Raw genomic sequence first — 24437 nt, forward strand, 5'->3', positions numbered from 1 at the left:
GCTCGTCGGCCTATCGGGGCGGCCGTAGCGGCGCGGTGGGCAGACCGGTGTGTTCCCGTAGGCCGCGCAGGAAGTCCTCCAGGGCGTCCTGGGCGCTGTGCCGGGGAGCCCAGCCCAGTTCCTGCCGGGCCCGGGCGGTGTCCATCAGGGGCAGCCGCAGCACGGCGTCGAAGAGGTGCGGGGAGGTGGGCAGCAGGCGCAGGTGCCAGGCGCCGGACAGCAGCGCACGCGGCGGCCCGGCCGGCAGCCGCACGACGCGGGCTCCCAGCAGGTCGCCCAGCAGCGCGGCGTCGACCACCGGCTCGGCGGCCAGATTGAAGGGTCCGGCGACCGGCCGCAGGACGGCCCGCCGGTAGGCGTCGGCGACGTCGTCGGCGTGCAGCACCTGGAACCGCAGACCGGGCAGGTCGGGCACGACGGGGAAGAGCCGTTTGGAGGCCAGGGCGCGCGGCGGCGTGAAACCGGCGAACAGTCTGCTCTGCGCGCAGGCCGCGGCCCGCTGGAAGATGAAACCCGGCCGCAGCCGTACGACCCGGACCCGGGGATGCGTACCTGTGAAGCCGTCCAGGAAGCGCTCCAGATAGGCCTTCTCGCGGCAGTAGGCGGCATCCGGCCACCCGTGCGTGGGCCACGACTCGTCGACCTGCCGGTCCTTGGGGCCGGGCGAGTAGGCGCCGACCGACGAGGCGTACACCAGCGTTCCGACTCCGGCCGCGGCCACCGCCTCGAAGACGCGGATGCTGCCCAGCACGTTGTTCCGCCAGGTGGTGACCGGATCGCGGGTGGGCTGGAACAGCCAGGCGAGGTGAATCACCGCATCGGCGCCGGTGAAGTGCCCGCTCAGATCGTCCTCGGTGACGTCCACGGCGGCCCACGTCGTCCTGGCGCACGACCACCGCGGCACCCGCCGCGCCAGCCCCAGCACCGACTCGACGGCGGGCTCGGCAGCGAGCGCCCGTACGACACTCGTGCCCACGTTGCCGGTGGCACCGACGACCACGATGCGCAGCCCCGCCGCGTCCCTGGGGGAGTCGGCAGCCATGGGTTCCTCCTAGGGGGTCTCTTCCTCTTCCACGCGCCCCGCGCCGGCCACCGGGTCCATCGTCCGGCCGGAAATCTGCAGGCGCTCCTCCGCGGTGGCCGGCATGTCGACCCGGTCGCGGTAGTACCAGGCGCTCAGCGCGGCGCGCAGCCGCTTCCGTCGCGGTGCCCGCTCTCCCGGGTGCTCCAGCGGCTCGGGGACGTCCCTCACCAGCAGGCGGTAACGCTGCTCGGTGTCCAGCGGGCGATGGCTCTCGCCGATCCCGCCGTAGACGTTCTGGCTGATCTGACCGGTCTCCTCGCCCTCCTCCAACAGCTGACGGTCATGGGCCTGCAGCGCCAGGCAGAACCGTTTGGTGATCAGGAAGGCGAGGACCGGGCCGACGATCACCGCGATCCGGAAGATCCAGGTCAGTGCCTCGACCGAGACCTCGAAGACCGCGGCGACCACATCGTTGCCACCGGCCACCAGCAACACCGCGTAGAAGACGATCGCGGCGACGCCCAGGCCCGTACGGGTGGGGCGGTCGCGCGGCCGGTCACAGAGGTGATGCTCCATCAGGTCGCCCGTCACCCACTTCTCGAAGTACGGGTAGAGGTAGAGCACGAGGAAGAGCAGACCGGGCAGCACCACCGCCGGGAGGAAGACGTTCCACATGATGGTGTGGCCCGCCACGTTGGTCTCCCAGGGGGGCATCAGCCGCAGCGCCCCTTCGAGGAAGCCCACGTACCAGTCCGGCTGGGCATCGGTGGACGCCTGGTCCGCCACGTAGGGCCCGTAGTCCCACACCGGGTTGATCTGGGCCACCGCCCCCAGCCAGGCCACCACCCCGGAGACCATCAGGAACAGACCGGAGGACTTGGCGGTGAACTGCGGGTACATCGGCTGCCCGACGGCGTTCCGATTGGTCCTGCCGCGGGACGACCACTGGGTGTGTTTCAGGTAGACCACCAGCACCAGATGTGCCCCGAGCAGCGCGAGCAGGATGCCGGGTACGAACAGCACATGCACCGTGTAGAGCCGGGAAATCAGGATGTGGCCCGGGAACGACCCGCCCCACAGGAAATAGCTCAGATACGTCCCCACGACGGGAATGGACAGCACGATGGTGTTCGCGGTGCGCAGCCCCGTGCCGGACAACAGGTCGTCGGGCAGGGAATATCCGGCGAATCCCTCCAGCAGGGCGAGTAGGAAGAGCGTCACCCCGATCATCCAGTTGAATTCGCGGGGACGGCGGAAGGCCCCGGTGAAGAACACCCGCAGCATGTGAACGCCCAGCGCGGCCACGAAGACCAGCGCCGCCCAGTGGTGCATCTGCCGGATCAACAGCCCGCCCCGGACATCGAAACTGATGTCGAGGGTCGACGCATAGGCATCGGTCATCACCAGCCCGTCCAGCGGGCGGAACGCACCGTGATACGTGCTCTGGCTCATGCTGGGTTCGAAATACAGCGTCAGATAGCTTCCGGTCAGAATCAGCACCACGAGGCTGTAGAGCGCGATTTCGCCCAGGAGGAACGACCAGTGGTCCGGGAAGGCCTTGCGCAGCAGCTCCTTCGCCAGTTCGGAGACCGGGGCCCGGCGGTCCAGCGCGCTGTAGCTGGTGACGGCCGCCTGGCGGGACTGCGCGGCGAGCCGGGCCTTCCGCTTCTGGAACAGCATGCTCCACTCCCTCTCCGCCCCTAGGAGGTGCCTCCCTGGCCCCGGCCCCGCACCGACGAGCACGCACCCGGGTACCCGTACCGCGGAGCCAACCGAACCCGGGCCCGACGGCCGCCACCGGCGCGCTCGGCGTACGGGCTCAGTCGGCCGTCCGGTCGGGGACCATGTGCGCCAGTGCCTCGCGCGAGGCGGCCCGCGCCTTCTGCAGCCGCCGGCAGCCGAAGGAGGCGAACGCCGCGCCGGCCGAGGCGTAGCCGAGCGCCACGGTGGCGGCGGCCCGCTGCGGCGGCGGCCAGCGTTGTTCCACCGCCCGCAGCACGGCCTCATGGGCCGACAGCAGGGCCAGCACGGCGCACACCCCGCCGGCGGTCAGGGCCAGCGAACCCAGGCCCGTCTCGCGGGCCGTTTCGGTCAGTTCGTACCTCGCCCGATCGAGCTCCGCCCGTACCAGGGTCGCCACCTCCTGGGACAGCCGTCCCGCAGCCTCGGAGAATCTGCCCGCGGGGTCCGGCGGATCGGGTACCCCACCGTCTTGGTCCGGCCGCTGCTCGGTCATCACACGAGCCCTTTCTCGACGCATACCACCAGCGCACCGCCTAGCCGTAACACCTCCACGACCCGGCCAAACGGAACGGCCCCCGCCGCCACCCGCCTGGCGCGCCGCTTTCCGGCACATGGCCGCCGGCCCGCGCAGGTCTGGACGCTCGGCCGCCCGGTCAGGAGTGACGGGCGCGGCCCCGGCGGGTGAGGAAGTCCCGTAGGCCGTCCAGCAGGCCGAGGCCGGGGCTCACCGCGCGGGTGGCCAGGGCGGAGTCCGGGGCGTTGGGGCGGGGGTGGGTCGGGGCGCTGTTCCGCGCCCGCCGGATCCGTTCGCCGAGCTCCTGCCGGGTGTCCGCGGGGCAGGTGGCCTGCAGCCGGGGGAAGAGCCGTTGTTCCTCGTCGAGGATGTGGCTGGTCACCTGGGTGGACAGGGCCAGGACCAGGGCCGTGAAGTCCTCGTCCTGCGGCTCCCGTTGCGCCAGATCGTGCAGCAGCTCCTCGATGCGCTCGTGGTCGGACAGCTCCTTCTCGGCCCACCGCCGCCCGTGCGCCACGTAGTCCCGTACGGCGGGGTACAGGTGCTCCTTCTCGGCGACGGAGTGCCGGACCAGGGCCGCGGACACCTGCTCGACGAGGGCCTTGCGGGCGGCACTTCCCGGTGCGGCGGCGCGGATGCGGTCGAACAGCCGCTGCACCGCGCGGTGATCCGCGGTGAGTTCCTCGATGATGTCCGGGGCAGGCCCCATCGGTCAGCGTTCCTTCGCGTAGGTGTGGGGCGGCTTCACCGGCGGCGCGGCCATCACGCCGGCGTGCCGCAGGGAGAGATCGGCCACCAGGTCCCACTTGGTGTCGATCAGCGCGGCGGCCGCCCGTTCCTCGGCGATGTGCTGCTCCAGCAGTCTGGCGGTCTGTTCGTCGCCGTTGCGCACCGCGAGGTGGTGGAGCATTTCGTAGCCCGCGAGCACCAGATGGATGAGGGTGTAGGCGTCGCGGGCGTGCTTTCCGGCGTGGTCGCGCCGGGTCCGGGCGAGCAGCGCATAGCCCGTTCCGATGAGCCGCAGCGTCATGTCCTTCACGGTCGACGGCTCTTCGTGGTAGGCGTGCAGCCGGCTGCCGAGTGCGGTGATGTGCCGGCGCGTCACCTCACGGTGCGTCTCCAGCGGCTTTCTGAGTTCCGGTGCGCGGGTCGAGGCGATGAGGGAGCTCAGGGCGGTTTCGATCAGCCGCTCCAGGGAGCGGGTTTCCTTGAGGTGCCGCAGGTACTCGTCCTCTGCCGTCTTCTCGCTCATGGCCCACCGTCCTCGGGATGGTCTCTCACATCATTTCCATCTTGATGTAGCGCACCGCGTCGGGCGCGCTGAAGGCGATGGCGGTCAGCGCGGCGGCGGCCAGTACGCCGACGGTGATGCGCACCGCGATCGCGGGAATGAAGATGCCGTTCTTCATGACGGGTTCTCCCTCTGCGTTAGGGAATTCCTGGGGGAAATGGAGCGGGACGTGGTCCGGTGCACAGGCTCCCGAGAAGCTCTGCCAACAGCTTCACGGCCTCCTCGACCGCCTTCCCGTTCCGGGGCGGGGGAGGCTCACAGGTCAGGACGAAGAGCCGGGGGAGCGGCGTCCGCCGGGCGCGGGCCAGGCGCTCGGCGGCGGCCAGCTGGCGGTACGGTCCGGCGGATTCCGCCGCGTCTGCCGGTCCGGTGGGGCCCGTGGTGCCGTCGCCGCCGTGTTCGGTGAGGTGCAGGGTGCCGGCCGGTCCGCCGAGCGCCGCCGTGCCCACGACGACCGCCGTTCCGTAGCCGGTCAGGAGGCGGTGGGCCAGATCGGCGCCGCGGATCCCGAAGTCGACGAGATGCACCTCGTCGGGCAGCGGAAGCTCGCCCAGGGCGGCCAGGAGCGCGGAGCCGAAGGCGTCGTCGGGGGCGAAGGAGTCGCCGGTGGCGGCGACGAGGACACGCGGACGGCCCGGGGACGGCGCGCCGACCGGTTCGACCTCGTCCGGCGCGAAGAAGAAACGGTGCCCCAGACCGGTGGGGAAGTCCCGGCCCGCATCGTCCACCAGGGTGACCACGAGGTGTGTCCGCCCCTCGGAGTCCTCTTCGACGGCGTCGACCTCGGCCAGCCGGCCGGACAGGGCCAGATCGAAGATGTCGCTGCGGCGGCCGGGGCGCAGCCGTACCCGGCTCCCCGGCCGCAGGGACTCCGGGTGTCCGGCGAGGCGGGGCGCGGTCATGCGTCTTCCTTGATCGTCCGGCGACTCCGGATGGTGCCGCGCAGGGCGAGCAGGTCCTCGGGGGACAGGGCGGCGCAGCGGTCGAGGATCTCCCGCGCCCGGGGATCGGTGGCGCGCGCCTCCCGCTGTTCCTCAGCGGTCAGGCTCAGCACGTTGAGGATGAGGAGCTGGTCGATCTCGCCGCCGTCGAAGAGGTCGCCGGGGCTCTCCGGCGCGACCGCGGGAAAGTCGGAGAGGGTGACGGGCGACGAGAGGACCGTGGGGGACCGGTGGGGGTCGCGGTCCGGCTCGGCCGCGTCACCGATCAGCACCGGCCAGGTGCCCTCGTTGTGACAGACGGCGGCCGCCCCGGCCAGGTCCGCGGGCGGGTCGGCGAGGGAGACGAAGCTGCCGTCGCGGGCGGTGAGCACGGTGTGGGTGGAGACGAACGCGTACGGGGCGAGCTTGTCACGGCCCTCGCGCGGGTCACCGGTGTGCGGCGGACACGGGGTCGTGTTGGTGAACGTGAGCGCCAGACGGACGGTGTCCGCCGGCCCGTTGCCCGGAACCGGCTGCGCGTCGACCTCCACGGTGCCGTGCAGCCGTTTCCAGCGGCGTACGAGCATGCCGACGGCCCGGCCGTGCTCGTCGCGCAGCGTCTCCTCGTGTTCTCCGTCCGGCAGGTCGACGGTGTCGAGGGTGCGCCCGTCCGAAGGGGACCAGACGGGCAGCACCCATTCGCGTTCCGCGGCCTCGTGCCAGGTGAGGTGGGTCTCGCCGGCGACGGTGAGGGTGTCGACCGGGCGGTGTTCCCCGTCGTCCCGGCGGTAGACCTGTCGCTCGACGACCTGCAGGAACCGCAGGTGGATCGTGACGGACGTGCCGGGTGTGGTCTCCAGCAGCGTCTCGGTGCGCATCTGGGCGGGCTCGCCGAGGGCCTCCGCCTCCCCTTTGGGGTAGACGCCGCCGAACGTCCAGCGCTTGGTGTTCTTGAGCGCCGACCGCCGGTAGGGCCACAACAGGTAGCCCTCGTACAGGCAGGTGCGCGCGATCTTCTCGACCGAGGCTAGGGGGTCCATGTCGCTTCCGTGGTCTGTGCGGGCCGGGGCAGGGCGGTGTCCAGGAGGGCGCTGACGGCCTGTTCGGCGTCGGTCAGGCCGTGGGACGTCTGGTAGGTGCTGAGCCGGTCGTGGGTACGGGGGGACAGGCGCAGCCAGGACGTGGCGCCGTAGTAGCGGCTCATCAGGTCGTGCCAGAGCTCCGCGGGCAGCCGGCAGGCGGTCTCCTTGTCCCAGGGGATCTGGGCAGTGGCCAGCCGCCCGCCGGGGTCCGTGTGGAAGACGGTGCCGCGGAAGAGCAGGTCCAGGGGGACCTCGCCGTCACGCACGGCGCGCAGATAGGTCACGACGGCGAGCCCGGCGTCGCCGCCGCAGGGGATCGCGAGATCGATCTCGGTCCGCTCGTCGAACGGCGGCACGACGGACGTGATCTGCGCCCAGGCCAATGGCTGCATGCTCGTGGCCCATTGGTCGGGCTGCCCGAACAGCTGGGCCAGGGCGCGCACTTCCGCGGGCGCGTAACTGCGGCGCGCGGCATCGATGCGCACGGTGGTGGACAGCGTGAGGGACCGGATCGGGCCGCCGCCGGTGCGGGCGACGGCCAGTGTCAGGACGAGGGTGGACACCGCGGCGTGCGGCAGGGCGCCCACGCCGGTCACCGCGAACGACAGATCGGGCAGCCCGCCGTGCGCCTGTGCCGCACTCCCGTCCCTCATGCCGCTCACCGCGCTGCCGCCGGTCATGCCGGGGAGAGGTTGGGCATGCCGGGCAGGATGGGGTTCTTGGTCTTCGGATGGATCCCGGTGGACCGGCGCGAGGTCGACCTGCCATAGGGGAGGTGACCGGGCTGGCGCTTGTAGTGGCCCTCGTGGTTGCCCCGGCGCACTCCGGGGACGTGGGCGGTGAAGTCCGGTCGTACCTGTCGCTTTCCGACGGTGATGTCAGCCATGGTTCTCCTCGGGTGCTGTCAATCGTCCGGATCGACGGGGGTGAGATGGTCGAAGAACTGCCGCACGTGCTGCCACACCTCGTCTCCGCCGGCCAGTCCGCTCCAGTGGGTGCGCAGCAGGGCGGCGAGCCGGTAGCAGTCGTCCAGCGGCACGATCCAGTGCTCCTGACTGCCGCCGGCCCGGTTGACCAGCAGCGCCTCGGTACGCGGGGCGAGGGCGGCGAGGGCCGGCCGACCGGCCTCGATACCGGCCCACACCGTGCGGTCCACGGGGGCGCGGGTCACGCCCATCGGGCCGGGGTAGCCGGCGGTGATCTCGTCGTCGGGCGGGCCGCCGCGCAGGAAGAACGCGAGCCCGACCGGTACCCGCAGGGCGGCCCACTGCCGCGCGTCGAGCCGCATACCGTCCAGCCGCACCCGGCGTTCGGCCACCAGCAGGTAGGGCCGGCGGCCGCCGCTGTGCCGGTCGGTGTCGAAGAGCAGCGCGCACGCCCGGCAGGCGCACAGCAGGGTGTCCGCCGTGGTGTCCAGCAGATGACGGTGTTCCGCCGGCACGGGCTCCGCGCACAGCTCGCACCGGTCGTCGTCCCGCGGTTCCGGCAGCGGGCGGCGGGCCAGGTCCCGCAACGCCGAGGCGGTGGCGACCACGGTGCTCATGAGCGCGCCCCGCCCGTCCGGGCACCGCCGCGCGACAGTGCCTCCACGGGGATCAGCGGGGGCTCGACACTCGTCGCCGCCTCCTCGATCTCCACCCGCTCGATCTCCGGCGCGGCCCAGGCGACCGCCTCCCGCACCGCCGTACGGAGCGTCTCGCCGGAGGATCCGCACCCCCGGGCCCGTACCCGCACGCGGGCGAACTCGCCTTTCACGGCGAGGAGTTCGGCGTCACCGAGGCCCCGCAGGCCGGCCAGTGCGGTGCGGATGCGGGCGTCGGCAGGTTCGGGATGCAGTCCGTGCACGAGCAGCAGATGGCCGACGAGTTCGTCGTCCGCGACGGCCCGGGCGGTGTCCGCACCGGCCAGCGCCATGACCCGGGCCAGGCATTCCCCGTAGAGCGCGACGAGTGCCTGGGCGGCCTCGGTCGCCCGGTCCCGCGCGGCGGGATCGGACAGCCCCGAGAGCGCGGTCAGCAGCGTCTCGGTACGGACCACGTGGTCCCGTGCCTGCCGGTCGTCCCAGGTCATGGCACTCCTCACGCCCGCTGGCCGAAGGTCGGGGAATGGCTCTGCGTCAGGGTCCGGCCGCCACCGAGGTACATATGGACGCCGCACGGCAGACACGGGTCGAAGCTGCGGACCGTCCGCATGATGTCGATGCCCTTGAAGTCCTCCCGCCCGTTCTCCTCGAAGATCTGCAGGCCCTGCACCGCGTCCTCGTACGGGCCGGGGGTGCCGTAGGAGTCGCGGGGGCTGGCGTTCCACGGGGTCGGCGGGTACGGGTGGTAGTTGGCGATCTTCTTGTCCCGGATCACCAAGTGGTGCGAGAGCACGCCCCGTACGGCCTCGTGGAAGCCGACCCCGATGGCCTCCTTGGGGACGTTGAAGTCCTCGAAGACCTTGGTGCGGCCGGCCCGGACCTCGTCCAGCGCCCGCTCGACGAAGTACAGCGCCATCCCGGCGGCGTACGCCACGAAGTACATCCGGGCCCGGTCGCGCTCGATGGTGTTGGGGAACGGCGGGGGCGTCCATTCCAGCCGGACCTCCGGGCTGTTGGGCGTCTGCGGGAGGTCGATCTCCACGCTGTGGCCGGTCGAACGCACATAGGGCGTACGGACCTTGCCGGCGAGGGCCGTGGCCCACAGACGGGCGATCGGTCCGCCGCCGGTGTCGAGCGCCAGGTGGTCGCCGGTTCGCTTGTCGAACCAGCGGGGGCTCATCACCCAGCTGTAGTTGCCGCCGTCGAGGTCCCGTTTCTGCGGCTTCGGCACGGTCGTCTGGTTCCACGGATGACGCTGGTCGACGGGGTTGCCGAGCGGGTCCTTGTCGACGTACGTCTCCTCGCCCGTCCAGTCCTGGTAGTAGGAGCTGCCGAGCAGGATGCGCATGCCGAGGTTGATGTCGACGAGGTCGGTGGTGACCAGTTCGTTGTCGACGACGATGCCGGGGGTCACGAACATCGCGTTCCCCCAGGTGTTCATGGTCCGGTAGTCGTAATCGACCACCTCGGGGTCCTGGAAGCAGCCCCAACAGGCCAGCATCGTGCGGCGGCGGCCCACCTCCTCGTAACCGGGCAGCGCCTCGTACCAGAAGTCGAAGACGTCGTCGTTCATGGCCACCGCGCGTTTGACGAAGTCCAGACAGCGGGTCAGCCGCACAAGATAGTCGGTGAAGACCTGCGGGGTCGCGACGGTGCCCACGCCGCCCGGGTACAGCGTGGAGGGGTGGACGTGCCGGCCCTCCATCAGGCAGCACATCTCGCGGGTCAGCCGGCTCATCTGCAGCGCCTCTTTGTACGTCTGCCCCTCGAACGGGTTGAAGGCGCGCATGATGTCGGCGATGGTCTTGTGGCCGTGGACGTCGGCGTGCGGGGCCGGGGTGCGTTCGGCCCTCTCCAGGACACCGGGATTGGTCTCCTTCACCATGCGTTCGCAGAAATCGACGAACACCATGTTGTCCTGGAAAATCGTGTGGTCGAACATGAACTCGGCGGCTTCGCCCAGGTTGATGATCCAGTCGGCGAGCGGCGGCGGCTTGACGCCATAAGCCATCTGCTGGGCGTAGAGCGAGCAGGTGGCGTGGTTGTCGCCGCAGATACCGCAGATCCGGCTGGTGATGAAATGCGCGTCGCGCGGGTCCTTGCCCTTCATGAACACGCTGTAGCCACGGAAGAGCGAGGAGGTGCTCCGGCATTCCACGACTTCCCGAGCGGCGAAGTCGATTTTGGTGTAGATGCCGAGGTTTCCGATGATGCGGGTGATCGGGTCGAAGGCGACCTCGGTGAGTTCGCGTCGCTCCGCATCGCTGTTCTGGGCGGTCGCCACGGGGGATTCCTCTCGCGGATGGCGTGGGGGGAGTGGAGTGCGTGGAGGGCGTAGAGGCGTGGAGGGCGTGGAGTGAGTGCTGGCGTAGGGGGCGGGCGTTGTGTTCGTTGGCGTCGGGGAGTGTGAGTTGGCGCGAATTATGTGCGTCCGGTCCAGTGCGGGTCATAACCGCTGGTCAACGCGTCCTTGTTATGGCGCCACTTGGGCTCTTTGTTGGCAGTGATATTGGTGAGGGAACGCAGTGTGCGGATGAACGGCCCGTACACGCCCATCAGGGCGGAGGACACCGTGCCACCGGGCGGCTCGTCCATGAACGGCATGAACTTGTCCGGGAACCCCGGCATCGTGCAGCCGATGCAGATACCGCCGACATTGGGGCAGCCGCCCACCCCGTCCATCCAGCCGCGTTTGGTGACGTTGCAGTTGACCACCGGACCCCAACAGCCGACCTTCACCTGGCACTTGGGTGAGTTGTAGTCCTTCGCGAAATCCCCCTGCTCGTAATACGAGCCGCGGTCGCACCCCTCGTGCACGGTCTTGCCGAACAGCCAGGTGGGCCGGAGCTGCTCGTCCAGCGGAATGGGCGGAGCGAGCCCGGCGGCCTGGTGCAGGACCCACAGCAGGGTCTCCATGAAATTGTCCGGCTGAACGGGGCAGCCCGGAACGTTCACGATGGGCAGCCCACCGGCCGACCGGAAATCCCATCCCAGATAGTCGGCCAGCCCCATACACCCGGTCGGGTTACCCGCCATCGCATGAATGCCGCCGTACGCCGCACAGGTTCCGATGGCCACGACCGCCCACGCCTTGGGGGCCAGCCGGTCGATCCACTTGTTCAGCGTGATGGGCTCGCCCGTCTCCGGATCGTTCCCCATCGCCGACCAATAGCCGTCACCGTTGATGTTCTCATTGGGAATGGAACCTTCAACGACGAAGATGAACGGCCCGAGTTCATCGCGGGCCGCCTGGTGGAAGGCCGCCATGAAATCGTCGCCGGTCTCATAAGCCAGCACCTTGTTGTGCAGATGCACCTTCGGCAGACCGGGAATCGCCCCCAGAACCACGTCCTCCAGGCTGGGCAGCGTCGCCGCGGTGACCGAAACCGTGTCCCCGTCGCAGCTCATGCCCTCGGAGGTCCACAAGATGTGTACCTCGTCCAGGCCCGGCGTCATCGGTTCAAAGCCCATGGTTCGTCCCTTCGGCTGCCACCGGGGCCGACCGGCGGGCTCCGGAACCTCAACACCACCAAATCTCACATAGCTCAGGAGTCGCCACAAATGGGGCTCTGGGTGGGGTGGGGGTGGGATGAGCGTGGGGAGGGGGTGAGCGTGGGGTGGGGGTGGGGTGTGGAAGTGGGCGGCTCTGTGAGGGGGCTCCGGGGGCGCCAATCCCGGCACGTCAATCCAGAGGTGTCATCCCTGCGCGGCATGTCAATCCAGAGATGTCGTCCCTGCGCGTCAGTCGAGGGGTGTCGAGCGCAGTTCCGCGATGACTTCCGCGCCCGACGGGGCGTTCTCCGGATCCACCAGCCACTGCAGCATCAGACCGCCCAGCAGGGCGAGCGGTACCGAGCCGCCGAGCCCCTCGCGCGCCATGCGCTGCCCCTCGGCGAGGTGCGCCCGTACCTCCGGTGACCGCTCGGCCTGCACCGCGGCCTCCAACTGGGCGACCCACAGGGCCCGATGCGTGGTGAAGCTGTCGATCAGCGCCTGCCAGCGCTGTTCCGGCGTCCCTTCGGGCGTGCGACTCGCGAGCTCGTCACCGAGCTCGTCCACGGCCTTCACCAGCGCCTGGGTGAGCAGTGCGTCCCGGGAGCCGAAGTGGTAGCCGATGGCGGCATGACTGACTCCGGCCGCCGCCGCGATGTCCCGGACGGTGGTCCGCGCCCAGCCGCGTTCGATCAGGCACTGCTTGGCGCCGGCGAGGAGGTCCTCTCGATTTCCCATGCGCGCAGCCTACCCAAGGGTTGTCCGCATGGTTCATCCAAATGGTTTGACCACCGACTTGCCCATATGGTTTGACCAAATGGGCAAACCCTGGCTAGGGTCCTCCCATGACTTCCACGAAGGTTCTGATCTCGGGTGCGAGCGTGGCAGGGCCCGCCCTCGCCTACTTCCTGCACCGCGACGGGTACGACGTCACCGTGGTGGAACGCGCCCCGGACCTCCGGGACAGCGGATACGCGGTCGACTTCCGCGGCGCCGCGTTCGACGTGCTCGACGACTTGGGGATCCTCGCCGAGGTCCGCCACCACGAGACCAAGATGCGCGGAACGGCCCTGGTGGACGAGGACGGCACCGAGACGGGGATGCTGCCGGCCGAGGCCTTCGCGGGTGAACTGGAAGTGCCGAAGCGGGAGTTGACCGGGATCCTTCACCGGATCACCACGGAGAACGTGGAGTACGTCTTCAACGACTCGATCAGCGCGCTCACCCAGCACGACTCCGGCGTCGCCGTCGAGTTCGAGCGCGGCGCGCCCCGTGTCTTCGACCTCGTCATAGGGGCGGACGGGGTGTACTCGAAGGTCCGCCGGCTCGCGTTCGGCCCGCACTCCGACGCGGTACGCCACCTGGGCCTCTCCGGCGCCGGCTTCAGCACCGCGAATTACCTCGGCCTCGACCACAGTGGCGTGCTGCAGCATGCGCCCGACACGGCGATCTACGCGTTCAGCGCGGGCGACCCGGACCGGCTGACGGTCAGTCTCTCGTTCGCCACGCCGACGCCCGCGCTGGACCGTTGCGACCGGGACGAACAGGAGCAGGCGCTGCGCACCGCGTTCGCGGGACGCGGCTGGGAAGCTCCGCGCCTGCTGGACGCCATGACGGAGGCCGACGACTTCTACTTCTCCTCGGCCTGCCAGGTCCACCTGGACCGCTGGTCACAGGGCCGGATCGCACTGCTCGGCGACGCGGGGTACTGCGCCGCGCCCACCAGCGGCATGGGCACCTCCCAGGCCTTGGTCGCCGCCCGGACCCTGGCCCGACACCTGGCCGCCGCAAACGGAGACCACACCACCGCCTTCGCCGCCTACGAGGCGGAACTGCGGCCGTACGTGACGGAAAACCAGGCAAGGGGCGTGGAGAGCGCGGCGATGTTCGGGGGCGGGGGGCGGTGAGGGGGCAGGCGGCTGGGCGTTTGAGTGGTGCATGCCGAGAGCGGCCCAGCGACGGGGGAAGTGCGCACTGACCGTTCCGTTCCGGGTCACTTCCGGGGGGATTCTCCGCGGGGGACGGCGAAATCCATGAGGGTGGCGGTGCCCGGCGCGAGATCCGCCCAGGCGCCCGACAGGCCCAGGACCGCAACCCCCGACGTCGGGAACTTCGCCCGCAGTCGCGCGAGCGCCTCCTCGTTCCCGGGGCCGGCCCCGGCCCCGACCTTGGCCCCATTGCCGTCCCGGCTCCCCTCTCCCGGCCGCACTCCCTCTCCTACTCCCTCTCCCACCAGCGACAGCACCACGTCCTGGACGCCCGGCTGATGGCCGATCAACAGCACCGTGCGCCGCTGCTCCGGGACCTCACGCAACACCTCGACCAACTCGGCGACGCTCGCTCCGTACACCCGCGGTTCGAAGACCACCTCCGGGCGGGCGCCGAGCTCCGGTGCGACCAGCTCCCAGGTCTCACGAGTGCGGCGGGCCGTGGAACACAGGACGAGGTCGGGTACGTACCCGTCCGCGAACAGCCGGCGCCCGGCCGCCGGTGCGTCCCTGCGGCCGCGCTTGGCCAACGGGCGCTCATGATCAGACACATCCGGCGGCCAGGCGGACTTGGCATGGCGCAGAACCACCAGCCGGGCGGTGAAGGGCAGCGTCATGGCTTGATTCTCCTACGGGGCAGGGTGAGCGGGTGGCCTTGGACTGCGGGTCTTGGACTCCGGGTCTTGGACTCCGGGTCGTGGGCGCGGGCTCACGCTCGCGCTCTGCCGTGGCCCTACCCCCTGCCGTGGCCCTACCCCCTGCCGTGCCCCTCCCCCCTGCCGTGCCCCTCCCCCTGCCGTCCCCTCCTCGGCGCCGTGGCTCCGCGGCCCACTGTGGTGGTGCCTTCCCTTGGTCGCGGTGGGAGCGATCGACGGCCTCTTCATCCCGGCCTTCACCCTCTACGCGTTCGCGACCATGGCCCCTGCAGCACCTCTCACGACGCTCATGGGCCTGCTTCTGCCCGTAACGGTCACCTCGGCTGCGTGGCCGGCCAACGTGTCGCGCCTCCACCCACAGGTTGAGGAGCACGGGTGGAGTGTGGCCACCGCAGGACCAACCCTGAGGTCGATGCTGCTCCACCCTCCCCACTCCTAACGTCGATGTACGTGGCCGCAGCGGTTCTGCCGCACGGCCGGACACCTCGTCATCTTCGTTTCGTTCGTCACCGCTGGGGGGCCTCATGAAAACCGTGAAGGGCGTGAAAACCATGGAAGGCGCGGAGGACAGGAAAACCGTGGAGGATAGGAAAACCGTGGAGGGTTCGGATTCCACGGGAGGTCCAGTAGTAGCCACGCATACGGACGACGCACGTCGATGGCGCGCCCTCCTCATCCCGCTGAGCATCAACCTCCTCCTGCCCTTTGCCGTCTACTACGTGCTTCGTGCGCAGGACATCGCCCAGTGGCAGGCGTTGCTGCTCAGCGGCGCTGTTCCGGCGGCGCACGCAGCGGGCACCGCGGTGGTACGCCGGCGCATCGAATTCTTCGACCTGCTGGCGGTCGCCCTGCTGGTCGTGTCGGCCGTTACCTCACTGATCAGCGGCAGTCCGCGGGTCCTCCTGCTGAAGGACGCGGCCGTCCCCGCCGTCCTGGGCGTATGGATGCTGGGCTCGCTGTTCGCGGCCCGACCGATGGCGTACCAGTTCGGACGCCGACTGCGCGGGCCGTCCGCGGAGGAGGCGGCGGAACGTACCTGGTCCGAGCGGCCGGACCTACGAGCCGCGTTCCGCGGACTCACGGCGCTGTGGGGCACCGCGCAGCTGCTCGACGCCGCATTGAGCACCGTCGAGGCAGTGACGCTGCCCGTCGACCTGGTGCCAGTGATCGGCCGCTTCCAGTCCCTCGGCATCCTGGCAACCATGGTCGCCCTCACCGTCCGCCACAGCCGCGCCTTCCACCGCCGCCAGGGCATACCCCTCTTCAGCCCAGCACCGACGGTCACCGTGCCCGCTGCATGACGGCCCGCCACGCCTCGCCATCCATACGCCTTACCGTCCGTGGTGTGACCGCTTGCGATCACCCTGACCGGCGGAAACCGTGTGACGACGTTCCCCAGCTGCTGCGGCTGCTTGACGCGATCCCACCCATCCGCGGCCGGGTAAGCCATCCCCGGCGCGCCGGGCAGGCCGTCCCTGCCGCAAGCCCGACTCGCTGCCCGCCGACCGTGGCTACGAGCGAGCACGACCTGTACCGCGACCAAGTCCGGGCTCATGGCAGCGTGCCGGCCATCGCCCGCCGCAGCACCCGATACGGCACCCGACACGGCACGGGGCTCGGCTCATATCGCTGGGTGATCGAGCGGAGCTTCGCCTGGCTCCACGGCTTCCGGCGCCTCCGCGTCCGTTGGGAACACCGAGCCGACTGGGAACGCCGAGCCGACAGTCATGAGGCCCTTCCTGAAGCTCGCCTGTGCCTGATCACGCACCGGCAGCTCAGCTTGCTGCCGCGGCCGTTGTCAGTCCCACCAAAAGGACCAGACGGGAGAGTTGACGAGTGAGGCGGCGTAGTCGGAGTACGGGACGGTGCCGTCGTTGATGTTGTCGGCGCCGGTCAGCACGTGTTCGAGAGCGAGGTGGGTGGCATGATCGGCGTCCCGGGGCGGGCGGGCGGCGGAGACGTGAATCATTGCGCCGTCGAAGGCGACGACCCGCGCACCGAAGCGGTCCTCCCAACTGCGGAGCAGGGCGCACAGCAGGGGCAAGGGGGCTTCCGCCTGCCAGCCCATGACTGCGGGAATGTCGGCGGAGCGGGTGGCCGGAACCAGAGCCAGATGAGGCTTGGGCAGCGGGTAAGGGGCAGCCATGAGCCGGGCGATGGCCGTGCGGGCGGCGGTATCCGGGTCGGCTCCGGCCAGGGAAGGGATGCCGGCCGCCAGGCCGGGCCAGCGGTTGAACGCCGCCCCGGGATCCTCGTCCCAGGGTTCGACGTCCTCTGGCAGGTTCTCCGGTTCTTGCGGCGCCGCAAGCTGCCTCAGCTGGAAGGCGCGATAGGAGTGCCAGTCCCGTTCCAGCACGTCGTGAAGGTCCAGGGCGTCGACGGCCGCGAGGGCGGTGGGCCGCCCAGGTCCGTAAGGGGTGCAGACGAGCAGTGGCCACAGTCCGGTTTCCTCCCGTGCACTCTGGCAGTGCGTCCACGAGTCCACAGGATCCGAAACTGGTTCCTCGGACAGCCACATGCGCGGTGGTGGGGCGTCCCCTCGGACGACTTCGGGGAGGCAACGGCCTGGCGGAAGCCGATCGGGCAGTGATGAGAACATGCGCGCACGCTAGCCGCGGTCACTGACACCGCCGATCCCGAGCCGGCCAGACGCAGTTTCCAAGGTATGCCGGCACGGCAAGGTCCGCGGCGTGCCGTGGGCTTCAGCGCTGGCTGAGCTGGCCCTCCGCATGACCGTCAGCCTTGATCCACCCGATGGTGTCAGGCGTGTAAGTCTCTCCGGATGGGACGTATGGGCGTGGCGATGTGGTCGTCGTCCTCATCTGGTGGCGTGCCGTGCTCCGCGCGTTGCCGATTGCTCTGCCACGGTTGCTGCGTGGGACCGATGGCTGACGACCCGAGGGGATCGCACGGTGGCGGCTGTGTTGTCTGCGCTGTTCGCGCTGCTGGCGGCCGTGGGCAATGCCACGGGTACCGTGCTCCAGCGCCTGGCTGCGCGGACCGTCCCGGCGGGTGATGCCTTCAGCCCCAGGCTGGTCCGGCACCTGGTGCGTAATCCGGCATGGCTCGGTGGGATCGCCGTGGTGGTGGGCGCCGCGGCGTGCCAGGCGCTGGCCCTGGCACTGGGTTCGCTCGTCCTGGTCCAGCCGATCCTGGTGACCGAACTGCCGCTCGCCCTGGTGATCGCTTGCGCGCTGGCCCGCCGACGGCTTCCGGCGGCCGGCTGGGCTGCCTCCCTGAGCGTCGCCGCCGGCCTCGGTCTGGCGCTGGCCGCTGCCGCGCCGTCCGGTGCGGGTACCGAGGTCTCGTCGGCCACGTGGGTGGTGACGCTGCTGGCCACCGTGGGCGCCATCACGCTGTGTGCTGCGGCCGCGGCCCCCCGCCCGCGGGGGAAGGCCCGCGCGGCCCTCTTCGGCGCCGCGTCCGCGATCGGTTACGCCCTCACGGCAACGTTGATGAAGTCCGCGACCGACACCTTCAACCGGCACGGCCCCGGTGCCTTCTTCGCCTCCTGGCAGACCTACGGCTTCGTGGCGGCAGGCGCATGCGCGCTGTTCCTGCTGGCCAACGCCCTGGAATCCGGCCCACTGGTGGTCTCCCAGCCCGTCCTCACCCTGGGCGAGGGGCTCGTCAGCCTGGCCCTGGGCATCGTGGTGTACGGGGACCGCGTACGCACCGGATGGTGGCTGATTCCGGAGGCGATCGGGGCAGTGCTGGTCACTTGGGGCGTGGTTGTCCTGCCAAGGGTGCAGATGGAGGGCGAGGGGGAGGGGGAGGACGATGGGGAGGGAGAGGGAGACGGGGAAGGCCCTGGGGCTGGAGAGCAAGGGCCGCCGACATCAGGCACCACCACCTGACGGTCTGCACGTGCTCATGCAGGTCCCAGGCCCGGGGAAGGCCCCCGGCCCCAGGCTCCCGGCCCCATCGCCCATACATGCGACGGCGCCGCCGCACCCGATGCGCCCGTCGGGCTCCCCATTTGCGACGCGAGCCGAGCCGTACCCCGAGGTGCGCTGGAGCGTGAGCCATGGTCCGTAGGCCGGGGGGCAGCGGTCATCAAGCGCCTGTAGAGGGGCTGGGTTTCGCCCGCCCTTGGGCGGGTGTCAGGCTCGTGGCACCCGCCTATGCGCCATGGACCGGACGCCCCGACCAGGGTCGGATCAGGGCCGGATCACCGCTGAGGCCGGCGTGGACGTTCCCGCCGGCACCCCTGGCCGAAGCCTCCACCACGACTTTGGCCGAGCGATCCAAGCCGTCCGCGTCAGGGTGCTGTCCATCTGCAGCGGCGTAGCCGGCAGGAAGGCCAGTATCGGATCGCGATTGGGGCGGCCGAGACGGACGCGAGACTGCACAACCTGGACAGCATTGCTTACCGGTTGCTGCTTACCGCTTGCCGCCTACCGCGCACCGATCGCCGTCACTGGTCACCGGTCACCTAGGATTTGCAGCCATGGGTAGGGGAATGGGGCGGTGGCCCAAGGGGGACCTGGACAGTGGCGTCGAGGATGCGACGCTGCTCATTCTGGAGTGGCTCGGTGAGCAGGGGATTGGCGCCATGATCCGCGTAGATGCGGAGCGCCTGCGCGAGGGCCGGCCAGCGTGGACCTTCGTCGCCAACGGTGGACCGTTGACAGCGGTACGAGCTGACGGCGCCTCGGCCGCCGAGTGCATGGGCCGCGCCCTGAGCCGGTTGCGAGAGGCTGGGGTGGCCGTGCCCTTCTGAGCATGTCGGCCAAGGAAGCTGATCGGCCGTCCGGTAGAGCCAGCCGCCGGCGCGTGCGAGAGCACATCAGGCCTTGTCCGCGTTCAGGCCCCCGGCCAGTGTGGGGCCGCCGCCGCTCCACCAGTGAGCCAGTGAGCCAGTGAGTCAGCCAGGCGGAGTTGCCACATACTTTGCATCGCGCCTGGCGCATGGTGAAGTCCCCTTCCGTCCCTTCCCTTCCCATTACGACGGCCTGAGGGTGACGGACCGACGGCCTGGCCATCGGTGGCGGAGTCGTTGCGGCGGGCTGTGTCAGGAGGGGCAGCTTGCCGCTGATCAGCAGGTGCGCCAGACGTAATGGGCGCCCTGGATACTGGAGGCGGAGCCCAGCCATGTGCGGCCGGGGCCCACGCAACGCTGTTAGCTGGTAGTCGGGGGCCCTAGTGACCTCCACCTTGATCACGACGTCCGAACGTCCATGGTGCAATGGCGGTAGAACGCATCACTGCCCGTCTCGTAGAAGCCACATGGTTCTTTGGCCAGGGCGATGGCCTGACCGGGTGTGGAGGTGACCGTTCCGCAGAATGCGGCGGCACGAGCATGAGAGCGGCCAAGCGGCGCACGGAACACCCCTCCCTCAGACCCCACTTGGTTCACGTGGTCCTTCTCACGGTCCTTCTCACGCCCAAGTGGGCCCTTCTCAAGTCACCAGTTGGTCCGCCGCCCTGTCGGTTCGACGTGTGCGGCTCCGCATGACTCCCCTCGCAAGAATCCGCCATGCGCAGGATCGCACGTGTGGGTGATGGCAAAATGGGTCAGATCGGGGCTCAATAACGTGGGTTGGGGTTCCTGGCGAGCGGCACGGGTGACGGAGGTGGGCGGGCAGGGAGGGGGTGATGGGCTTTTGCCGGGGTGCCCGCAGTGGGCCGCAAGGCGTGCGGCAGGATGGCTGATCGCGTCAGGGAATCTACGTCTGCGGGTTGTCTACGTCTGCGGATCGTCTACGAGGGCGTGGCATCGATGACCACGACGGCGTCTACGACCACGACGGCTCTACGACCACGAGGACGTCTACGTCGCGAACGGTTCCCGACGCATTCGAAGTCCTAGAGACAAGCAGGTAAAGCCGAATGATGGAGCATCACATGCGGTGCGTGGCAGTGGCCGGGCCGAAATTCCCGGGAGTGGGGGGCGACCGGTGAACCGTGCTGTCACACTGCATGACCTGATCATTGCCGGTGCCGCGCTGATTGCCGGTATCGTCACCGGGCTGTTGTGCAGAGCGGTTTTGCGATGGCTGGGAAAGCACGCGAGCAGGACGCGATGGAGCGGCGACGATGTCATTGTCGATTCACTGCGGTCCGTGGTTCCTTGGGCGGCGATATGCGGCGGCCTGGCGGCTGCGGCCGCTGCGCTGCCGCTGACGCCTACGGTCGGACGGGACGTCAACCAAGCACTGACCGTGCTGCTCATCCTGGTCGTCACGCTGACCGCGGCCCGGATGATTACCCGTCTGGTGAAGTCCGTGGCCCAGTCACGTTCCGGCGTGGCCGGATCGGCCACCATTTTCGCCAACATCACCCGTATCGTGGTGCTGGCAATGGGTGTTCTCGTCATCCTGCAGACCTTGGGCATTTCGATAGCCCCTCTGCTCACCGCGCTCGGTGTGGGTGGCCTCGCGGTTGCCCTGGCGTTGCAGGACACCCTCGCCAACCTCTTCGCCGGTGTGCACGTATTGGCTTCGAAGACCGTGCAGCCCGGAGACTACATTCGGCTCAGCAGCGGGGAGGAGGGGTACGTCGTCGACATCAACTGGCGTAACACCGTGGTGCGTCAGCTCTCCAACAATCTCGTCATCATCCCGAATGCGCAGCTGGCCGGCACCAACATGACCAACTTCACCCGCCCGGAACAGCAGTTGTCGATTCTCGTCCAGGTGGGAGTCGGCTACGACAGCGACCTCGAGCATGTCGAGCAGGTCACCATGGAGGTCGTCAAGAGCGTCATGACCGACGTCAGCGGCGCCATCCCGGAACATGAACCGGCAGTCCGCTTCCACACCTTCGGTGATTCCCGGATCGGCCTCACGGTGATTCTGGGGGTGGGTGAATTCAGCGACCAGTATCGGATCAAGCATGAATTCATCAAGCGGCTCCATCAGCGGTACCGGGCCGAGGGCATCAGAATTCCCGCGCCGACACGGACCGTGGCACTGCAGCAGCCGGAGGGCATGGCAATTCCGCAGCAGCGGGGGACATCGGATCCGGTGTTGTAGCCGATATCGGTGAGGTGAGGTGAGGTGGGGCTGGGGGAGGAGGGCAGGGCAGGAGGAGGGGTTTCGAGCTGGGCCCTCACCTGCGTGGACCTGCTGCACCTGTCCGAAGCCCTGTGACTGATGAGAGCCTGAGCCGATTGCACCCGGGGCGCCGGTACGGTGACCGGCGCTCCGGACTCGGCATGTGTGCGGGGTACCGCACCGCACCGCGCCCGGCTCGCGCGCCACTCCGTACCAGGTCCGGCTCCGCACCGATCCCGGCCCGATCCCGGCCTGTCTCCCCGGCCGGCCCGGCACCGTAGCCCCGGACCGACGGTGAGGGGCCCCGCCATCAGCCAGCCCGCCGGTGCTGCTGCTGCCGCCGCCGTCGATCGGTGACGGTATCCGTCGTAACGGATGACAAGACGCCGTTATCCGCCACATTCCCCGTCGTAGTGCCTGCCATCGGTATCCCGTCGCTCACCGTAGACGGTGCCAACTGGGACAGGCACCGACTGAAGAGGGAGTAGCGCGATGGGCAGGGGAACAGCAATGGGCAGGGGAGCAGCAGTGGGCAGGGGAACAGCAATGGGCAGGCAGGCAGCGATGGATGGGGCGGCGGAGCGTACGGCGGAGTGCACCGTTCTGGTGACCGGGGCGACGGGGAACGTGGGCCGTCAGGTCGTCACTCAACTGTTGGCAACCGGTGTGCGTGTGCGGGCCCTGACCCGGAGCGCGGACTCGGCCGGTCTGTCGTACGGCGGCGTCGAGGTGCGGGCCGGCGATCTGGCTGACCCCCGCGGTCTGGAAGACGCCCTGAAGGGCGTCGACCGGGCCTTCCTTATGTGGCCGTTTCACACGGCTGCCCCCGCGCCCGCTGTCGTCGATGCGCTGCGGGGCCACGTAGAGCATGTCGTCTTCCTCTCCTCGGGGGCCGTTCAGGACGGGCTCGCCCCCGAGCAACAGCCGCACCCCGTGGGGCGCTCCCACGCCGCGGTGGAGCGCCTCATCGAAGGGGCGGGAGTTGGCTGGACGCATCTGCGACCCAGCACCTTCGCCAGCAACACCCTTTGGTGGGCCGACCAGATCCGCGCCGGTGACGTGGTGCGCGGTGCCTACGGAGCGGTGCCCATGGCCCTGCTGCACGAGGCCGACATCGCCGCCGTCGCCGTACGCGCCCTGATCGAGGACGGCCACGACCAGGCGACCTACACGCTGACCGGGCCCGAGGTACTGACGCAGGTCGATCAGGTGCGCATCATCGGTGAGGCCATGGGACGGCTGCTCCGGTGGGAGGAGTTGTCGCGGGAGGAAGCCCGGGAGCAGTTGCTCGCGGACGACGCCTTCCCCGACTCGTTCGTGGACACCCTGCTGGACGGGTACGCCGAGATGCTTGACGCGCCGCGTCCGGTCACGACCACCACGGTCGAGGACGTCACCGGAAGTGCCCCACGGACCTTGCGCCAGTGGGCCGTTGACCACGCGGCCGACTTCCGGTGACCCTCCCCGAACCGCGACGGCCTTCCGCCTCCTGGCCCTCGTGAGGTAAGTGGCCCTCGGTGCCGGCTGGCTGTTAGAGCGCGCGGAGTGCGTCGCGAAGGTCCGGGCCGTAGGAGGCCCAGCACTGGATGTCCCCGGCATCGGAGACCAGATCGCCCAGATACCAGTTGCCACCGCCACTGCCACCGCCACCGTCACCGCCATCGTTACGGCCGCCACCGCCACCGCCACCGCCACCGCCACCGCCATTGGCAGTGGCCTCGTCGTCGCGGTCCGCGGCGCGGGCTCGGACCGCGCAGATGCCGGCGAGGTTGATCGCGCAGTCGGCATGGAGGGGGACGCCGTTGTGGGTGACGGTGCCGATGGTGGTGAGCAGATGGGCTTGCGGGCAGCCGGTGAGGCGCTGGACGTCCGCCAACGTCCAGGGGGCGGGCAGGCGCACGCCGTACGGCTTTTCCTCCGGATCCCCGTCCCGTCCGCCGCCCGAATCCCCGCCCGATTCCCCGCCCGATTCCCCGTTCGGTTCGCCGTTCGGCTCGCTGTACGGTTCGGTGACGGGTTTGTACGGTGGGAACAATTCGACTACTGAGTGGCCGAGTTGGGGCCGGATCCACTCTCCCTCGCGCCCGATGCCGAGCACGCCTCCCAGGAACGCCATGTCCAAGGTCCCCGCGGGAGTCTCCCAGCGGAACGGGACCTGGGAGACGTGCGAGGGGAAGTCCTCCTCGGCGGTCGTGCCGGGCCCGAACGACTGTTTCGGGCGCGGCCCGTCGTCGGTGTAACGGTGCGCGAAGAACGCGGTGATCCACCCCGTGACCCGGTCGCCGCCCGAGGCCGACTCCCACTTGTAGAGGGAACGCCAGAAGTCCTGGTCGACGCCCCATCCCGAGGCCGTCGCCCAGATCGCGTCCAGCACCGGTTGCAGCGCCGTGATCCACGGCCGCAGTCCTTCGAACCACTCCGCCAGGTCCTGGACCCGGGCCGCCAGCAGGCGCCAGTCCCGGTCCGTGCCCTCCAGCCGGATCCGCGGAATGCCGCAGAGGGTCTGCCATCGAAAGCGGTAGTACGGGCTGACCACGTCCATCAGCGCCACCAGCATGGCCGTGGCCTCCGTGTCCGTGGTGGTGGAGAAGGTGGGCTGGAACAGGTCGGCGACCTCGTCACCGATCCGGGCCCGCAGTGGCTCTTGGACCAGGTTGATCGAGCGCCCCCAGTCCAGCGGAGCCAGGTCGTCCCGTACGACGATGGTCTGCCGGTGCCCGGGCGTCTCGGTGAAAATCCCCTCGTACGTCTCGGGGTTCAGCCGGACGTGTACGGCCACTTCGTGCACGACGGCGTACCAGAGGAGGTCGGGCGAGAGGCTCAGGGGGAGGTGAGCGGTGAAGCAGGTGTGGAGGGCGCGCAGCAGGAGGCTGGAGGTGGGTTCGGTGTCGGTGATGTCGGTGATGGTTGAGGCGCCGGCGGACCAGCCCACGAGGCGGTCGGTGCTGCGGTGGTGAAAGCGTGCCGGCGGCTGGTCGCGGAGCACCGCTCGTAGGAACCGTTCGTTGCCGAGGTCGGCGAGTTCCGTGGCGAGCCGGGCGGCCTTGTCGTCTGCCGCTTCGGCTTCTTCGCCCAGCGGCAGGTCTATCTCGAATGCCATCGGCCCCTTACTTCCTTCGGTTCCCTGAACGTGATCCGACCGGTGTC

The 24437-nt window shown here is 69.7% G+C and carries 23 protein-coding genes and 2 pseudogenes; 6 read left to right on the top strand and 19 right to left on the bottom strand.

Annotated features, from left to right (window positions below):
• Positions 1 to 10: 10 nt before the first annotated feature.
• The 15 genes from ACFV1J_RS03640 to ACFV1J_RS03710 form a co-directional block, all read right to left on the bottom strand.
• Positions 11 to 1042 carry an NAD-dependent epimerase/dehydratase family protein gene (locus ACFV1J_RS03640; protein WP_385855563.1) on the bottom strand — a complete coding sequence of 344 codons (1032 nt, stop codon included), beginning with the start codon at positions 1040 to 1042 and terminating at the stop codon, positions 11 to 13.
• Positions 1043 to 1051: 9 nt separating this feature from the next.
• Positions 1052 to 2704: a cytochrome bc complex cytochrome b subunit gene (locus ACFV1J_RS03645; RefSeq protein ID WP_385855564.1), complete on the bottom strand. Its 1653-nt coding sequence runs from the start codon at positions 2702 to 2704 to the stop codon at positions 1052 to 1054.
• A gap of 139 nt (positions 2705 to 2843) precedes the next feature.
• Positions 2844 to 3260 carry a phage holin family protein gene (locus tag ACFV1J_RS03650; RefSeq protein WP_385855565.1) on the bottom strand — a complete coding sequence of 139 codons (417 nt, stop codon included), beginning with the start codon at positions 3258 to 3260 and terminating at the stop codon, positions 2844 to 2846.
• A gap of 160 nt (positions 3261 to 3420) precedes the next feature.
• Positions 3421 to 3990, bottom strand: coding sequence for a hemerythrin domain-containing protein (locus ACFV1J_RS03655; protein ID WP_385855566.1), 570 nt, complete (start codon positions 3988 to 3990; stop codon positions 3421 to 3423).
• 3 nt (positions 3991 to 3993) lie between these two features.
• Positions 3994 to 4533, bottom strand: a complete 540-nt coding sequence (locus tag ACFV1J_RS03660) for a ferritin-like domain-containing protein (protein ID WP_385855567.1) — start codon at positions 4531 to 4533, stop codon at positions 3994 to 3996.
• A gap of 25 nt (positions 4534 to 4558) precedes the next feature.
• Positions 4559 to 4690, bottom strand: coding sequence for a hypothetical protein (locus tag ACFV1J_RS03665; protein WP_267887872.1), 132 nt, complete (start codon positions 4688 to 4690; stop codon positions 4559 to 4561).
• Positions 4691 to 4709: 19 nt separating this feature from the next.
• A complete protein-coding gene (locus tag ACFV1J_RS03670) occupies positions 4710 to 5474 on the bottom strand; it encodes a hypothetical protein (protein WP_385855568.1) in 765 nt (254 codons plus the stop codon).
• On the bottom strand, positions 5471 to 6532 hold the full coding sequence (locus tag ACFV1J_RS03675; protein ID WP_385855569.1) for a hypothetical protein: 1062 nt from the start codon (positions 6530 to 6532) through the stop codon (positions 5471 to 5473). Before ACFV1J_RS03675 ends, ACFV1J_RS03670 begins: the two co-directional genes overlap by 4 nt.
• Positions 6520 to 7254 (bottom strand): DUF6084 family protein, encoded by a 735-nt coding sequence (locus ACFV1J_RS03680; RefSeq protein ID WP_385855570.1) that lies wholly within the window; start codon positions 7252 to 7254, stop codon positions 6520 to 6522. Before ACFV1J_RS03680 ends, ACFV1J_RS03675 begins: the two co-directional genes overlap by 13 nt.
• Positions 7251 to 7460 (bottom strand): hypothetical protein, encoded by a 210-nt coding sequence (locus tag ACFV1J_RS03685; RefSeq protein ID WP_385855571.1) that lies wholly within the window; start codon positions 7458 to 7460, stop codon positions 7251 to 7253. Before ACFV1J_RS03685 ends, ACFV1J_RS03680 begins: the two co-directional genes overlap by 4 nt.
• Positions 7461 to 7478: 18 nt before the next feature.
• The gene (locus tag ACFV1J_RS03690; protein ID WP_385855572.1) at positions 7479 to 8117 is read right to left on the bottom strand and encodes a DUF5947 family protein; all 639 of its coding nucleotides are present in this window, start codon (positions 8115 to 8117) and stop codon (positions 7479 to 7481) included.
• The gene (locus ACFV1J_RS03695; RefSeq protein WP_385855573.1) at positions 8114 to 8644 is read right to left on the bottom strand and encodes a NifU family protein; all 531 of its coding nucleotides are present in this window, start codon (positions 8642 to 8644) and stop codon (positions 8114 to 8116) included. The genes ACFV1J_RS03690 and ACFV1J_RS03695 overlap by 4 nt, the downstream gene beginning before the upstream one ends.
• An 8-nt stretch (positions 8645 to 8652) precedes the next feature.
• Positions 8653 to 10440: a nickel-dependent hydrogenase large subunit gene (locus ACFV1J_RS03700; RefSeq protein WP_385855574.1), complete on the bottom strand. Its 1788-nt coding sequence runs from the start codon at positions 10438 to 10440 to the stop codon at positions 8653 to 8655.
• 137 nt (positions 10441 to 10577) lie between these two features.
• Positions 10578 to 11627, bottom strand: a complete 1050-nt coding sequence (locus ACFV1J_RS03705; protein WP_385855575.1) for a hydrogenase expression protein HypE — start codon at positions 11625 to 11627, stop codon at positions 10578 to 10580.
• 270 nt (positions 11628 to 11897) lie between these two features.
• Positions 11898 to 12386 carry a TetR/AcrR family transcriptional regulator gene (locus ACFV1J_RS03710; RefSeq protein WP_385855576.1) on the bottom strand — a complete coding sequence of 163 codons (489 nt, stop codon included), beginning with the start codon at positions 12384 to 12386 and terminating at the stop codon, positions 11898 to 11900.
• A 107-nt stretch (positions 12387 to 12493) separates the two neighbouring features.
• Between ACFV1J_RS03710 and ACFV1J_RS03715 the strand changes: the two genes are divergently transcribed.
• Positions 12494 to 13555, top strand: a complete 1062-nt coding sequence (locus ACFV1J_RS03715; RefSeq protein ID WP_385855577.1) for an FAD-dependent monooxygenase — start codon at positions 12494 to 12496, stop codon at positions 13553 to 13555.
• 86 nt (positions 13556 to 13641) lie between these two features.
• Here the strand turns inward: ACFV1J_RS03715 and ACFV1J_RS03720 are convergent, their stop codons facing one another.
• Entirely contained in the window at positions 13642 to 14253 is a 612-nt protein-coding gene (locus ACFV1J_RS03720; RefSeq protein WP_385855578.1) for a SixA phosphatase family protein, read from the bottom strand.
• A gap of 635 nt (positions 14254 to 14888) precedes the next feature.
• Here ACFV1J_RS03720 and ACFV1J_RS03725 point away from each other — a divergent pair.
• Positions 14889 to 15593, top strand: coding sequence for a VC0807 family protein (locus tag ACFV1J_RS03725; RefSeq protein ID WP_385855579.1), 705 nt, complete (start codon positions 14889 to 14891; stop codon positions 15591 to 15593).
• A 48-nt stretch (positions 15594 to 15641) separates the two neighbouring features.
• A pseudogene (locus tag ACFV1J_RS03730) lies at positions 15642 to 16132 on the top strand (transposase); the annotation flags it as partial.
• On the opposite strand, the gene ACFV1J_RS03735 reads toward ACFV1J_RS03730, so the two are convergent.
• Positions 16091 to 16777 carry a DUF4253 domain-containing protein gene (locus tag ACFV1J_RS03735; protein WP_385855580.1) on the bottom strand — a complete coding sequence of 229 codons (687 nt, stop codon included), beginning with the start codon at positions 16775 to 16777 and terminating at the stop codon, positions 16091 to 16093. The pseudogene ACFV1J_RS03730 and the gene ACFV1J_RS03735 sit on opposite strands and share 42 nt — an antisense overlap.
• Positions 16778 to 17204: 427 nt before the next feature.
• Between ACFV1J_RS03735 and ACFV1J_RS03740 the strand changes: the two genes are divergently transcribed.
• A complete protein-coding gene (locus tag ACFV1J_RS03740) occupies positions 17205 to 18149 on the top strand; it encodes a DMT family transporter (RefSeq protein ID WP_385855581.1) in 945 nt (314 codons plus the stop codon).
• Between the two features lie 1181 nt (positions 18150 to 19330).
• Here ACFV1J_RS03740 and ACFV1J_RS03745 read toward each other — a convergent pair.
• A pseudogene (locus ACFV1J_RS03745) lies at positions 19331 to 19651 on the bottom strand (DUF6355 family natural product biosynthesis protein).
• Between the two features lie 541 nt (positions 19652 to 20192).
• On the opposite strand from ACFV1J_RS03745, the gene ACFV1J_RS03750 reads away from it, so the two are divergent.
• Complete coding sequence (locus tag ACFV1J_RS03750; RefSeq protein ID WP_385855582.1) at positions 20193 to 21269, top strand: mechanosensitive ion channel family protein; 1077 nt, start codon at positions 20193 to 20195, stop codon at positions 21267 to 21269.
• 567 nt (positions 21270 to 21836) lie between these two features.
• Positions 21837 to 22748, top strand: coding sequence for an SDR family oxidoreductase (locus tag ACFV1J_RS03755; RefSeq protein WP_385855583.1), 912 nt, complete (start codon positions 21837 to 21839; stop codon positions 22746 to 22748).
• 73 nt (positions 22749 to 22821) lie between these two features.
• Here the strand turns inward: ACFV1J_RS03755 and ACFV1J_RS03760 are convergent, their stop codons facing one another.
• Positions 22822 to 24390, bottom strand: a complete 1569-nt coding sequence (locus tag ACFV1J_RS03760; protein ID WP_385855584.1) for a DUF4419 domain-containing protein — start codon at positions 24388 to 24390, stop codon at positions 22822 to 22824.
• Between the last annotated feature and the right edge of the window lie 47 nt (positions 24391 to 24437).

This window comes from Streptomyces sp. NPDC059649 (assembly GCF_042734445.1).
In the GTDB taxonomy this organism is placed as follows: Bacteria; Actinomycetota; Actinomycetes; order Streptomycetales; family Streptomycetaceae; genus Streptomyces.